Source organism: Opitutus terrae PB90-1 (assembly GCF_000019965.1).
GTDB classification, from domain to species: Bacteria; Verrucomicrobiota; Verrucomicrobiia; order Opitutales; family Opitutaceae; genus Opitutus; species Opitutus terrae.
Genome location: NC_010571.1, coordinates 5,343,857 through 5,357,097 on the forward strand (window position 1 = coordinate 5,343,857; position 13,241 = coordinate 5,357,097).

11 protein-coding genes are annotated in these 13,241 nt (G+C 67.6%); 7 read left to right on the top strand and 4 right to left on the bottom strand.

What is annotated here, in order from left to right:
• Window positions 1-11: 11 nt before the first annotated feature.
• Genes OTER_RS20870 through OTER_RS24595 form a run of 3 tightly spaced genes read left to right on the top strand, consistent with a single transcriptional unit; the run spans window position 12 to window position 5,289 of the window.
• Complete coding sequence (locus tag OTER_RS20870) at window positions 12-947, top strand: phosphate/phosphite/phosphonate ABC transporter substrate-binding protein (protein ID WP_012376934.1); 936 nt, start codon at window positions 12-14, stop codon at window positions 945-947.
• Window positions 944-3,157, top strand: a complete 2,214-nt coding sequence (locus OTER_RS20875; RefSeq protein WP_012376935.1) for an ATP-binding protein — start codon at window positions 944-946, stop codon at window positions 3,155-3,157. Before OTER_RS20870 ends, OTER_RS20875 begins: the two co-directional genes overlap by 4 nt.
• A complete protein-coding gene (locus OTER_RS24595; RefSeq protein WP_012376936.1) occupies window positions 3,154-5,289 on the top strand; it encodes a response regulator in 2,136 nt (711 codons plus the stop codon). Before OTER_RS20875 ends, OTER_RS24595 begins: the two co-directional genes overlap by 4 nt.
• Window positions 5,290-5,303: 14 nt before the next feature.
• On the opposite strand, the gene OTER_RS20885 is transcribed toward OTER_RS24595, so the two are convergent.
• A complete protein-coding gene (locus OTER_RS20885; RefSeq protein WP_012376937.1) occupies window positions 5,304-6,659 on the bottom strand; it encodes a hydroxysqualene dehydroxylase in 1,356 nt (451 codons plus the stop codon).
• Between the two features lie 177 nt (window positions 6,660-6,836).
• Between OTER_RS20885 and OTER_RS25965 the strand changes: the two genes are divergently transcribed.
• Window positions 6,837-7,874 (top strand): beta-propeller fold lactonase family protein, encoded by a 1,038-nt coding sequence (locus tag OTER_RS25965; RefSeq protein ID WP_012376938.1) that lies wholly within the window; start codon window positions 6,837-6,839, stop codon window positions 7,872-7,874.
• Here OTER_RS25965 and OTER_RS20895 read toward each other — a convergent pair.
• From OTER_RS20895 to OTER_RS20905, 3 genes are all read right to left on the bottom strand, one after another.
• Complete coding sequence (locus OTER_RS20895; RefSeq protein WP_202796004.1) at window positions 7,871-8,833, bottom strand: cytochrome c oxidase assembly protein; 963 nt, start codon at window positions 8,831-8,833, stop codon at window positions 7,871-7,873. The genes OTER_RS25965 and OTER_RS20895 overlap by 4 nt on opposite strands.
• Window positions 8,821-9,402: a PQQ-binding-like beta-propeller repeat protein gene (locus tag OTER_RS26890; protein ID WP_272940895.1), complete on the bottom strand. Its 582-nt coding sequence runs from the start codon at window positions 9,400-9,402 to the stop codon at window positions 8,821-8,823. The genes OTER_RS20895 and OTER_RS26890 overlap by 13 nt, the downstream gene beginning before the upstream one ends.
• Window positions 9,403-9,516: 114 nt before the next feature.
• On the bottom strand, window positions 9,517-10,554 hold the full coding sequence (locus tag OTER_RS20905; protein ID WP_012376941.1) for an ATP-dependent DNA ligase: 1,038 nt from the start codon (window positions 10,552-10,554) through the stop codon (window positions 9,517-9,519).
• A gap of 665 nt (window positions 10,555-11,219) precedes the next feature.
• On the opposite strand from OTER_RS20905, the gene OTER_RS20910 reads away from it, so the two are divergent.
• The 3 genes from OTER_RS20910 (at window position 11,220) to OTER_RS20920 (ending at window position 13,222) form a co-directional block, all read left to right on the top strand.
• Window positions 11,220-11,657, top strand: coding sequence for a hypothetical protein (locus tag OTER_RS20910; RefSeq protein ID WP_052300452.1), 438 nt, complete (start codon window positions 11,220-11,222; stop codon window positions 11,655-11,657).
• Window positions 11,658-11,883: 226 nt separating this feature from the next.
• Complete coding sequence (locus OTER_RS20915; protein WP_012376943.1) at window positions 11,884-12,468, top strand: hypothetical protein; 585 nt, start codon at window positions 11,884-11,886, stop codon at window positions 12,466-12,468.
• Between the two features lie 52 nt (window positions 12,469-12,520).
• Window positions 12,521-13,222, top strand: a complete 702-nt coding sequence (locus OTER_RS20920) for an HAD family hydrolase (RefSeq protein WP_012376944.1) — start codon at window positions 12,521-12,523, stop codon at window positions 13,220-13,222.
• Window positions 13,223-13,241 lie beyond the last annotated feature (19 nt).

The window sequence follows — 13,241 nt, forward strand, 5'->3', positions numbered from 1 at the left end:
CGCGCCCGCGCGTGCTGCGATTCTGGACCGCGGCGCTGGTGCTTGGCCCGCTTGCGGTCGGCGGCACCGCCAGCGAAACGCCGGCCGCCATGCCGCTGCTACCCGTCGAGCTGAACGTCGGCTTCACCCGCCGCGTGTTCACCCAGACGAATCGCAACGATCTCGAAGCCGCTTTCAAGATGCTGGCCAGGGGGGTCGGCCACAAACGCGGCTTCGCCGTCACGGTCACGACCCGGTTTTTCGACAGCCCCGAGGAGTTCCGCGCGGCGATCCTGGATCGCTCCATCAACCTCGCGGTCTTCGACTCGCTGACGTACGTCGCACTCGCCGATCGTATTCACGTCACGCCGGTCTTCGTCACGGTGAACCACGGCAGCCCGCTCCGGCGTTATTCCCTCGTGGTCCGGCGCGATCGCGGGTTTCGCCAGCTCGCCGACCTGCGCGGGCGCGACATCGTGGAGTTGCAGGCCCCCGACTTGAGCCTGGGACATGCGTGGCTCCTGCAGCTCCTGCTGGAGCAGGGCTTCCGTTCGCATGCGGCGTTTTTTCGCCAGGTCGAGGAAGTCGGCAAACCCGCGGCCGCGGTGCTGCCGGTCTTCTTCGGCAAGCGCACCGCAGGCCTCATCGACGATCTCAGCTTCGCCCTGATGTGCGAACTCAATCCCCAGGTCGGCGAACAACTCGAAGCCCTCGCCACGTCCGAGCCGATGGTGGGATCGATCGTGACGGTGAACGACGATTGCGCGGACCAGCACGGCTTCCGGCCGGTGCTCATTGAAACCCTCGGCGAGCTTCATACCGAGCCGGCGGGCCGGCAGATCCTCACGCTGTTCCGGATCGAATCCCTGGCACCCTATGTCGATGCGCAACTCGCTTCCGTGCGCCAGCTGCTGCGCGAACAATCGAGACTCCAGGCCGCCTTGCCGGCGCCGGAAAACACCGAATGAAGAACTGGCGCATCGGCATCACGCTCCGCACCGCGCTGCTCTCCTGGCTGGTGAGCCTCGCCACGCTGATGATTTTCGTGGCGGTGATCCTGCCGCTCCAGAAGCGGATTTTCCTCGAGAACCTGGAGTCGAAAGCCCGCGGCGTCGCCGCCTCGCTGCGCGACATCACCGCCGGCGCCGCCATCAACGAGGACTACAGCAGCGTGATCGAGCACTGCCGCGAGATGCTGCAGGCGGATGACTCGCTCGCTTATCTCGTCATCACGAAGAGTGACGGTTTTTCACTCGTTCAGAATCGCTCGGGCTGGCGCACCTCCACCGCCAGCACCAGCGAATGGCGGCCGGAGCGCCGCGTGCCCCTCAGTGAAATCCGCCCGAGCTCGCTCGGGCCCGAACGCGTGTTCCATTTCTCCCAGCCGTTCGACTACTCCGGCATCGAGTGGGGCTGGCTGCACGTCGGCCTCTCGCTCAAGGACTACAACCGCAGCGTGGCCACGCTGTACCAGCGCACGGGCCTGCTCGCCATCATCTGCGTGGTCGTCAGCATGCTCGGCTCCACCGTCTACGCCCGCTGGCTCGTCGGCCCAATCCTGGACCTGCGGCGGACGGTACAACGCGTCGCGGGCGGCGATCTGTCCGTGCGCGCCAGCATCCAACTCAGCGACGAACTCGGCAGCCTGGCCGGTTCGGTCAACGCCATGACCGAGGCGTTGCTGCGCCGCGACCAGATCCTCGCGACGGTACAGTTTGCCGCCCAGCAATTCCTCAGCACCGCTGACTGGCTCGCCGCACTGAAGAGCGTGCTGGCGCGACTCGGCGATGCAGCCGGCGTCAACCGCGTCGAGGTGTTCGAAGTCAACGGCGCGCCGCCCGACGTGATGGAGCTGCACCCGCGGGCCGCTTGGTTTGCGCCGGCCATCGCCGGCGACCTTGCCCCGCCGCCGCGATCGGCGTTGCATGGCGCGATCGAACCAGGCGCGCCCTTTTACGGCTGGCTCGAGCCGCTCAGCCGCAACGAGATCGTCACCGCGCTGCTCCGCAACGGGCCCGCGACGGAGCGCGCCCTCCTGGAGCAGGCCGGCATCCAGTCAATCATCGTGGTTCCGATTCGCGTGGACGGCCTGTGGTGGGGCAGTCTTGCGCTCTGCGATGGCGTCCACGAACGCGCGTGGAGCAGTGCGGAGCGCGACAGCTTTCGCGCGGCGGCCGACATGCTCGGCGCCGCGATTGCCCGCCAGCGCGTGCAGGACGCGTTGGTGGAAGCGAAAAAAAACCTCGAGCAACGCGTCGAAGACCGCACGCACGAGCTGCGCGAGCAGGTCGAGGCCCGCGCGCGCGCGCACGCCGCGCTGGCCGAGGCCCAGCACCAGCTGGTCGCCGCGTCGCGGCAAGCCGGCATGGCCGAGGTCGCGACCGGGGTGCTCCACAATGTCGGCAACGTGCTCAACAGCATCAATGTTTCCGCGACGGTCGCGCAGGAGCGGCTTCAGCGCTCCGAGGTCACCACCCTGGTCCGCGCGATGTCGCTCCTGCGCGAGCACGCCGCCGACCTGCCCGCCTACCTCACGACGGACCCGAAGGGCCGCAGCTGGCCCAGCTTCGTTCAGCAGCTCGCCGAGCAGCTCGCCCGCGAGCGCGACGAGTTGCTCGCCGAACACAACCAGCTCGCGCGGGGCGTCGATCACATCAAAGAGATCGTCGCCATGCAGCAAAGCTACGCGCAGGTGTCCGGATTGACCGAGCGGCTCTCTGTCGCGCAGCTGGTCGACGACGCCCTGCAGATGAACGTGGCCGGCCTGTCACGCCACGGCATCCACGTCGAGCGGCACTACGAACCGGTGCCCGACGTCGTCGTCGACAAGCACAAGGTGCTGCAGATCCTGGTCAACCTCGTCCACAACGCGAAGTACGCGATGGACGTGCCCGAAGTGACCCGGCGCGTGCTGCGCATCGAGATCGCGTTGGCCGGACCTCAGCAGGTCCGGATTGTCGTGCGCGACACCGGCGTGGGCATCCCGCCGGAAAACCTCACGCGCATTTTTTCGCACGGCTTTACCACGCGCAAGGGCGGCCACGGTTTCGGTCTCCACAGCGGCGCCAACGCCGCCCGCGAAATGGGCGGCCAGCTGACGGCCGCCAGCGCCGGCGCCGGCCACGGCGCGGCGTTCACGCTTCTCCTCCCAATCAGTCTCGAATCTCCGGCCTCATGAGCTCCGATTCCCCTCTGCGCAATCACCGGATTCTCGTGGTGGATGACAACACTTCGATCCACGCCGATTTCCGCAAGATCCTCGGCGGCGGTCAGCCGACCGACGAAACCATCGCGCGCGCGAAGACGTTTTTCTTCGGCGACGACGCGCCGCCCAGCGCCCTGGCGCCGTTCACGATCGACGTGGCGCTCCAAGGCAGCGAAGGTCTGCAAAAGGTGCAGCAAGCGCTGGCCGCCGGCGAGCCCTACGCGCTCGCCTTCGTCGACATCCGGATGCCGCCGGGCTGGGATGGCGTCGAAACGATCGCGCGGCTCTGGCAGGAGCAGCCCGGTCTCCAGGTGGTCGTCTGCACGGCCCATTCGGACTATTCTTGGGCCGACATGATCCGGAAGCTGGGCGTTTCGGACAACCTGCTCGTGCTGAAAAAGCCCTTCGACAACATCGAGGTGCTCCAGCTCGCTCATGCGCTCTGCGAAAAGTGGAGCCTGCAGCAACAACTGCAGATGCAACTCCGCGCGCTCGACGCCGAGGTGTCCAATCGCACCGCGGAATTGCAGGCGACGAACACGCAGCTGCAGCGCGAGATCGACGAACGCCGGCAGGTGGAACAGGCGCTCCTCGTATCCGAGGAACGGTTCTCGAAAGCGTTCGAGGCCAATCCCATTCCGCTCGCGCTGCTCAGCTATCCCTCGCGGCGGCTCACGGCCGGCAACCAAGGTTTCGCCACGCTCACCGGCTACCGGCCGGACGAGTTCGTCGGCCGCACGATCGCCGAGCTTCAGCTCGACGCCGATGCGAGCGGGCCCGACGTATGGCGGCAGGTCGAGTTCAACCAGCCGGTCCGCAGCCGTCCCGCCCGCCTGCGCACGAAAACCGGCGCGGTGCGGGATCTCCTGCTGTCGCTGGAATTTCTCCAGGTGCAGAACCAGCGCTGCCTGCTCGTGATCGCGATTGACGTCACCGAGCAACTGGAGCTCGAACGCCAGCTGCGGCACTCGCAAAAAATGGAGGCGATCGGCGAGCTGGCTGCCGGGATCGCCCACGATTTCAACAACATGTTGACCGTGATCCAGGGCAACACGTCGATCGTACGCGAACGCCTCGAGCGCCACTCGCCGCACCACGAGCTGCTCGAAACCGTCGCGAGCGCGGCCGAGCGCTCGGCCAAGCTCGTCAACCAGCTGCTCACGTTCAGCCGCAAGCAGGTGCTCGAGGTGCAGCCGGTCGAGGCGGGCAAGTTGCTCGGCACGCTCCGCGACATGCTCTCCCGCGTGATCGGCGAGCAGATCACCGTCCGCGTGCTGCCGCCCACCGCCTCCCTCGCGATCTCGGCCGACGCCGGGATGATCGAGCAGATGCTGATGAATCTGGCCATCAACGCCCGCGACGCCATGCCCGACGGCGGCACGCTGACGATCGGGGCGACCGCGGTGAACATCACGCCGGCGCACGCCGCGAGCAACCCGGAGGCGCGCCCCGGTTCGTTCCTGTGCTTCTCCGTCGCCGACAACGGCCACGGGATCGCGCCGGAGGTCCTGCCGCGAATCTTCGACCCGTTCTTCACCACGAAGCCCACCGGCCAGGGCACCGGCCTGGGGCTCGCCACCGTGTACGGCATTATCAAACAGCACGAGGGCTGGATCGAGGTGCAGTCCGCCATCGGCCAGGGCACGACGTTCCGCGTTTTTCTGCCGCTGACCACCCTGCCCAGCGTCGAGCCGCCGCGCCCTGCGCCCGTCGCCACGGCCGCGCGTTGCAGCGAGACGATCCTGGTCGTCGAAGACGAGCCCGGGGTGCGCATGTTTGTCACGCGACTGCTGGGTTCGCGAGGCTACACCGTCCTCGCCGCCAGCGACGGCATCGAGGCGCTGGAGCACTGGGCGCGCCACGGGCCGAGCATCGACCTGCTTCTCACCGACGTGGTGATGCCCGGCGGCATCACCGGTCATCAACTTGCCGCCACGCTCCTCCGCCAAAAACCTTCGCTCAAGGTGATCTTCACCAGCGGCTACAATCCGCAAACGGCGGGATCCAGCCGGCCGCCGTCGCACAGTTATCTCGCCAAGCCCTACGACGCGAGCGCGCTGCTGCAGGCCTTGCGCGCACAGCTCGACCAACGATCTGTGCCCTGACCCGCGTTCTCCGGCTATCCCAGCACCGCCCGCGCCGCGAGCTGCCCTGACACCACCGCGCCTTCCATCGTGGCGACGAACTCCTGCCGCGTGTAGTCGCCAGCCAGCGTCAGCCCGGGCACCGGCGTGATCTGCGGCGGCCGCAGCGCGTCATGGCCCGGCGCGAGCGAATAGAAATCGTCGACGTGGTTCACCATCCGGTACCGCGTCACGCGATCGCGCACGACCAGCCCCAGCCGGTCCGCGTCCTCCAGCGCAATCGTCAGCACCCGGTCTACCGGCAGCCCGATCAGCTCATCCGCTGGCGCCATGATGATCGAGAGCCGCCCGGCCAACCCGCGGAAGGTGGTGCGCGATTGCTCGCTGAAGCACGCCAGCGACGTCCCCACGCCAAAGGTCGTGTGGTCGACGTTCATCGACGGTCCTTCCAACTCCAGCTGCAACGTGACGGCCGGCATCGTCGGCAGCCGCAGCAGCGACTGCACCCACGCTTCACCGCCGAATTTCGCCGCGAGCAGCGCCTGTGTGGCGCGAATCGAGCTCGCCAGCACCACGTGTCGCGCGCGCAACTCCCGCCCCGCGACGCGCACACCGGCCGCGCGCCCGCCTTCGACCAACAACTCTTCCACCCGCGCGCTGGTCCTCACGCGGCCGCCGCGGCGTCGGACCGCCTCGGCCAGCGGCGCGGCGAACACCTCCGTCATCCCGCCCGCGAACGCGCCGACACGCATCGCCGCCGCATTCGGCAGATACGGTGCGATCAGCGCCATGAACACCTTCGCGGAAAGCTTTGCCGCCGGCACGAAGTAGATTCCCGCGACGAGCGGCTCCAGCAGCTTCGAGATCACCGCCGACTGCACGTTCTGCTCGACCGCATACTCGAGCACCGACTTCCGATCCAGCGCGTCCGGATCGGCCGCGTAGTCGGCGAGCCCTTGCGCGACGAACCGTGACATCGAGAGCTTGGCCGTCGCCGGCAGGTAGTCGTTGTGCCCAACGATGTCCGCCAGCATTTGTAGTGGATTGCGCAACGGCGCGACGGAAAACACGGCGGGAGGTTCCGGCACGGGCTGGCGAAACTCCACTTCGTCTTCCCAGATAATCGCCGCGTCGGGATCGATCCCCGCGCGACGCAGCAAGTCCGGAAACGCCCGGTAGACGCCGAGCATGCGGTGCAACCCCGACTCCACGCGCATGCCATCAGACTCAGTCCACGACGCCGTCCGTCCTCCGACCCACGGTTGCGCTTCCAGCAGCAGCACCGCCTGGCCGCGCTCCGCCAGTTCGAACGCACAGCTCAGCCCGGCCAGTCCGGCGCCAACGATGATGACATCCGCCGGACCGAGATCCTCGTCTGCCGGCGAAATCATGGAGTCGTCCTCCTGCGGGTGGGTGCGCTCATCGCGGAAGCGACCACGCGGCGCCGCGCCTGTTCGTCCTCCGCGAAAAACTGCTCCTTTTCCCGATGGTGGCTGGGCCTCATTTTCCGGCCTGCCCAGCTGCTGCCGCGCGTCGGAACCGTTCCCGCACGACGTTGTCCGGCACGCGTGACCCCGCGTCTTTTCCGCTTCGCTCTCGCGCTTCTGGCGACGCTGCCGGTAAGTGGCGCGGGCGGTGCCGCCCCGGAGCCGGCGCCGGGTTTCCGGATCTACGTCAGCAACGAGCGCAGCGGTGACGTCAGCGTGATCGACGGCCAGACGCTGCAGGTGGTGCAAACCATCGCGGTCGGCCAACGCCCCCGCGGACTGCATCTCTCGCCCGACGGACAGACGCTCTACGTCGCCACCAGCGGCTCGCCCCGCCTGGGCCCGGGCGCGGACCCCGAACGTGCGCAAAGCCAAACGGCGGACAAATCCGCCGACGGCATCGCGATCGTCGATCTCGCCACCGGCCGGCGGGTCCGCCAGCTGCACGTGGGCTCGGATCCCGAAGAGTTCGCGGTGTCACGCGATGGCCGCCAGGTCATCGTGGCCAATGAGGACATCGCCACCGTCTCGATCTGGGAGATCGAGAGCGGCCGCGAACTCGCCCAGGCCTCGGTGTCGGCGGAGCCCGAGGGCGTCACCCTGCACCCGCAGCGCGATGAAGTCTGGGTCACGTGCGAGGAACACGGCGACATTTTCATCCTCGATCTCGAATCTGCCCGGATCCTCGGCCACGTGCCGCTCGGCGGCCGGCCGCGCACGATCACCTTTTCCCTGGCCGGCGACCGCGCCTACATCCCGCTCGAGAACGCCGGCGCCGTCGCGCTCGTCGACGCGGATGTTTATCACCCCGTGGACGCGGTGACGATCCCCGCACCCGCGCGACCGATGGGCTCCGCGATCTCGCCCGATGGCGCACACGTCTACGTGACGACCGGCCGCGGCAATCGCGTGGCCGTGCTCGATCCGTCAACGCGACGCCTCGTCGCAAACATTCCGGTGGGCGAGCGGCCGTGGGGCGTCGCGCTCAGCCCGAGTGGCGCGCTGCTTTTCACCGCCAACGGCGGCACGAACGACGTCTCCGTTGTCGACGTGCAGGCGGGGAAGGAGCTGCGGCGCATCAAGGTTGGCGAAGGCCCGTGGGGCGTCGCGGTACGCTAAAACACCTCGGGGGATCGGCTGGCGTCCAGTGCGGTGCCGGCCGGCGCCGGGTCCTCGGCTTCGGTGCTGCGCATCCAGCCGGCGATCAGCGCGAGCGCCGACACGATATACACGAGCCCCGCCGGCACCCACATGATCAACCCGCCGAGTTGCTGATCCTCCAGCGGCGTCAACGACCAGCGGCCGCCGCCGACCGCGTAGGCTGGATAGATCTGCGTGCCCGCAAGCGTGATCAGCGCGCCGAGCAATCCCGTGTGCAGCATCGTGGTGAACAGATACAGCACCGCCACGCCAAAACCGCGCCGGCCCGGACCGCCGTGAATCAGCGCCCACCAGAATAGCAGCGCGGAGCCGAAGAAGCTCACGTGCTGCAGGTCGTGCACGAAATTGCTCGTAAGCGTCGCCTGGAAGAACTGCGGCACATGCCAGATCCACAACGCGACCGCGTGCACCGCCCAGGCCACCAACGGATTCGTGAGCGCCCGCCAACTCGTTTTCACCCACGGCACCCGCGCCACCTGCGAGAGCTGACGCGCCTCGGGCTTCGGCAGCGCGAACAGCAGCGCCACGATCGGCCGGCCCAGCACGAGCAGCGGCGCCGCCGCCACCATCAGCAATTCGTGCTGGGTCATGTGTGCGGAAAACAGCACGCGGCCCCACGGATGCAGCGGCGACGCAAGCGCCACCACCACGGTGACCCAACCGCTCCAGAAACTCGCCACCTCCCATCGCCGCAATCCGCGTCCGCGGCCGGCCTCCGCCCAGAGTCGTCGCACGCCGCGCGCGTAAACCCACGCGGTGAGCAGCAACGCCGCCGTCAGCAGCGGCTCCCATTCCCAGGCACGCGCCAGTTCGCCCCAGTTCTGCGGTCCCGCCGGCGCGTTCGCGCCGACGTGAGCCAGCACCACGGGTTCCAGCGTGCGCCACCAGAAATTCGCCTGCACGCTCACCGTTGACACGGATCCAGCAGAAAGTTCGGCAGCCCCTGCGCGACGATCACGAGCACGAAGAAGACGCTGCTCAACACGCCCATCCTCGCCATGAACAAGGCCCGCTGCTCGCCCGCCGCGCCGCGATTCACCACGTCGCAACACGCCACCCCCTGCGCGGACGACGACACTTGCGGATCGTAGCGCCACTTCACCGCGCCGGCTTGCTTCAGATCGAGCGCGTAAAGCGTGTTGGGATAGGGCGTGACGACATACATCGTGTCGCCCACCACCAGCGGTGCGGCCTCGTGCCCGCGCACGATCCCGGCCGAAAAGGTCCACGCGACCTGGAGGTTCTTCGCGTTGTCCTTGGTGATTTGGCCGAGTGGGCTGTAACGCAGGTTCGCGTAGTCCCGCGCCGCCATTCGCCACTCGCCGTCGGGCTCCTGCGCTCGGACCGCGGCCAAGCCGACACTCGCGGCGAGACAACCCGCCAGCGCGCGCCAAGCGAACCCGCTCGCGGCCGCCCGATCTCCACGCAGCCGCTGCATGCGGCGCCGCGCGGGCCGACCACCACGACCTCTGAAAAGGGGTAGCATGTGTGGGTCGCTTAGAGCCGTTCGCCGCCCAACCTGTTCACCGTGCCCGCGAATCGGGAAAAATCCGAAGCGAACCGCCTCGCTTCACGTAACGTAAGGCCCACGCCGCAGCGCTCAGCGCAACCACGCCAGCGCCCGCGAGGTCTTTTGGTGCAACTGCTCGAGCGTGCATTGTCGCGGCGCCTTGTCCGGCCGCCAGCGCAGCAGGCTCGTGCCATGGCGGAACCGTCCCGCCGTCACGTGATCGAACGACACCTCGACCACGAGCTTCGGTTCGAGCGGCTGCCATTCGCTCGAGCGCTTGGTACTCCAGCGACTCGGCCCGCCCGGCGCACGCCCCGTGAAGCCCGGACCACCGACGAGTGCCTCCAATTTTCTCGTCAGCGCGGGCTTCTCGGCCGCCTTCAATCCGGAGCAGAAACCGACGTGGTGCAGCTTGCCGTCCGCGTCGTAGAGCCCCAGCAGCAGCGAACCGACCTCCTTTTTCTTCTCCGCATAACGAAATCCGCCGACGACGCAGTCGGCTGTACGCAATGGCTTGATCTTCACCATCGCCGTGCGTTCGCCCGCGGCGTAGCTCGCGTCGCGCCGCTTCGCGATCAGTCCATCGAGACTCGCGCCGACCGCGCCGAACCATTTCCTGGCCAACTTCAGCTCGGTGGTGGCTGGCGACAGTCGCACCCGCGCATCCGCTCCGGTCGGGAAGTTTTTCTGCGCAAACCTTTCCAGCGCGGCCCGCCGTTCGCGCAGCGGCCGTTCCACCAGCGAGGCGCCGCGTTCGTCGGCCAGCAGGTCGAACACCACCAGCCGCGCCGGCGTTTCCGCCGCGAGTTTTTTCACGCGGCTCGCCGCTGGGTGGATCCGCTGCAGCAACGCGTCGAAGTCGAGCCCCTCGCCCGACGGCACCACGAGTTCGCCATCGAGCACGAAACGCTTGGGCCGCAACGCGGCGAGTGCCTGGACAATCTCCGGAAAATACCGGGCGAGCGGCTGCCCGGCCTTCGAGCGCAGCTCAACCTCGCCATCGTCGCGGAACGCCAGGCAGCGAAATCCGTCCCATTTCGGCTCATACTGCCAGGCGTCGCCGAGCGGAATCGCGTCGACCGAAGCCGCCTCCATCGGCGGCAAGTCCGTGCGCAGGGGAAACGCCATGCGGTGACCGACCGCTGATCGGGCGCGCTGTTCGCGATCTCTTCGCCTCCGGGCCGGCGAACACGTTCGCCTCGACGCTCTGCCGTTGGAGAAGCCGCAAGGCTTTCGCCGGAGGACTCCCGACACGCTCGCCGGAACGCCGATCGCGACTTGCCAGAAAATGTCCCGAGGTCGGGCGCGACCGCTGGGCGCGCCGAGAATTGGCAGGTGGCGGGCCGAGCGGTCCCGCCCCTGCCCGTCGCCGCGTCACTTCTATCAGTCTGGCTCAATACACGTCAGCGGCGCAGCGGCATCCGCTATTTTTCATTCGTTTCACGAGAACTTTTTTTCCGCCGGCTGGACAAAATCCCGCATCGGGCTTCTCTTGTTTTCGAGATCAAGCCCGTCGAGTCAGTGTCGATCAGGTAGCGTAAGGATCGTGATTCGGTCGCAGTGGTCAGTTCCTAGTTCGCAGTCGGCGTGAGGCCCGCTTCGGCGGAGTCCGGCTCGCGCCGGTCAGTGTCGTCAGGATCGAGGCCAGTTTCATCGGATCGGAGTTTCCGGCTGGGCGGCGTCATCGCCGCTGCGGCCCGCCTCCGGTTCCGGTCGGTTCGTTGTCCGCGTCTTGCACGCCGTGCGTTCGCGCACGGTCAACCTTCAACCAAAGGATGCTTATGCACGGAGACATGCCCCTGAAACTTTCCCAGCTCCTCGTGGCTCGCCAAGGCCTGTTGCAGGGGGCCCAGCTGGCCAATCTCGCGCTCGCGTTCCACCTCCTCCAGGAGTTCGCCACGCGCATCCAGCGCGCGCGGCTCACTGGTCTCGTGTGCCTCCAATCGCCCGAAGCCACCGAGGACGGCGGCTGGGCCGAGCTCACCGCGCTGGAGGGCAACCAGTCGTTGATCGAGGAGCATTTCACCGACGAAGACCTGATGGATCTCGCCGACACGGTCGCTTACGTCACCGAAGCCGATGTCGTTTCGGTGAAGTTCCGGATCGAGCAGTTCTACGAAACGTTCGTCGCCCCCCTGCGTGCCGGTCTTGAACAAGCCGGCATCGCCATCGATATCGCCGCGAGCGGCGTCGAGCAGGATGCGCCGTCCGATCTGCCACAGAAGCAGTAAACATCCAGCGAGTACAGTGGGCCGGTCGGGCGCGGATTCTGTTCCGCGCCGCGCACCTTGGGTGATCGCGGCGGTCCCGCGGCCGCGGGACCGCCTCACCCGGCGTTTCTACTTCAGACAAGCTTCGGCAGTTGATGCTCACGTTCGCACGTTTGCACTGAATTCCGGCGTGCCGTTCTGCTTGATGGACTTGGCTCGCGGGCTGGTGTAGCGACGTGGGGATCGCATGAATCTCCTCGTCCGGCTTCAACCTTGGGTCCTGCTGGGTGCCGCGTTCGGACTGGGCGGATGCAGCACACCGACCGGTACAACGTCCCAGCCCGCCGCGGCCGTCGCGCCGGCAAATCCAGCCGCGAACGTCGCGGAATGGCGGCACACGGCGACGCGCGATTTCGAACACGAGTTTCCCGGCAAAGGCCTCGGGGTCTCGCGGCGCTACGACTCCGAGGATGGCTGGGCCGACGTCTACATCTACGACCTGCGTGAGACCTGGGTGGACGGATGTTCGGATCCCAAATTCGCCGGTGCATTCGACGCCGCCTGTGAAGACGTCCGCGCCGCCGCGCAGCTGGGCCACTACGCCGAGGTGAAATCCGATCCGCCGGAGACAGGAACCGCCGGCGCGCTGCCGGTTCGCTGGATCCGTTTCAGCTACCGCCATCAGGGCAAGCCGATCGAATCGTATCTCCTGATGACGTGCGCTCGCGGTCATGTCCTCAAGGCTCGCGTGAGCCTGTTTGTGCCCACGCCAGCCAATGCGTGGGCCTCGGTGCAAAGCTTGATGCAACAGCAGGTGCGGCTCATTCCCTGACCTCATGTCCTCACGCCTCCGCTCCGCGGTGTCCGGCGGCTGAGGCGCGCGTATGCCCGCCTTCGGCTTCGATCTCGGCGACACGCTGCTCGAATACGCGGGGCTGCCGCTGAGCTGGGTGGACCACTACGCCGACGCCTTGCACGCGCTCGCCAGGGTGCTCGGGGTGACGCCGACCGCCGCGGAGATCGAAGCCGGTTGCGGCGTGCTGCGCTGCTACAATACCCGGCTGCGTCCGCGCGAGCACGAGGTGAGTTTCGCGCGCGTGCTCGCCGAGTTGCAGCCGTGCCTGGGCGCGACGTCCGCGCCCATCGATGCCGACGCTTGCGCCGCGGCGTTCTTCGGCGTGTTCCGGCAGCGGCTGCGCTGTTTCCCGGATGCGCCGGTGGCGCTCGATCAGCTCCGCGCCGCAGGCGCGCGGCTCGGCATTTTTACCGACGTGCCTTACGGCATGCCGCGCCTCCTGGTGATGCAGGACGTCGCCGAGGCCGGGCTGACCGGCAGGTTCGACGTTCTGCTCACCTCCGGCGAAGCAGGCTATCGCAAGCCGGCCGTCGCGACCTTGCAGGCGCTGGCCACGGCGCTCGACTGCACCGCGGCGGAGCTCGCCTACGTCGGCAACGAGGAAAAGGACGTCGCTGCCGCGCGCCGGTTCGGCTGCGAGGCCATCCTCCTCGATCGCGCTCAACGCCGGCCCGCGTGGGGTCAGGCGCGCACGATCACCTCGCTGCTGGAACTCACCGAGCCCTACTGACGCCTGCAAACTCACTCCG

Coding starts and splice junctions, on each gene's coding strand:
- OTER_RS20875 (WP_012376935.1), top strand. CDS start 944: ATGAAGAACTGGCGCATCGGCATCACGCTCCGCACCGCGCTGCTCTCC.
- OTER_RS24595 (WP_012376936.1), top strand. CDS start 3,154: ATGAGCTCCGATTCCCCTCTGCGCAATCACCGGATTCTCGTGGTGGAT.
- OTER_RS20885 (WP_012376937.1), bottom strand. CDS start 6,659: ATGATTTCGCCGGCAGACGAGGATCTCGGTCCGGCGGATGTCATCATC.
- OTER_RS26890 (WP_272940895.1), bottom strand. CDS start 9,402: ATGCTACCCCTTTTCAGAGGTCGTGGTGGTCGGCCCGCGCGGCGCCGC.
- OTER_RS20905 (WP_012376941.1), bottom strand. CDS start 10,554: ATGGCGTTTCCCCTGCGCACGGACTTGCCGCCGATGGAGGCGGCTTCG.
- OTER_RS20910 (WP_052300452.1), top strand. CDS start 11,220: ATGCCCCTGAAACTTTCCCAGCTCCTCGTGGCTCGCCAAGGCCTGTTG.
- OTER_RS20915 (WP_012376943.1), top strand. CDS start 11,884: ATGAATCTCCTCGTCCGGCTTCAACCTTGGGTCCTGCTGGGTGCCGCG.
- OTER_RS20920 (WP_012376944.1), top strand. CDS start 12,521: ATGCCCGCCTTCGGCTTCGATCTCGGCGACACGCTGCTCGAATACGCG.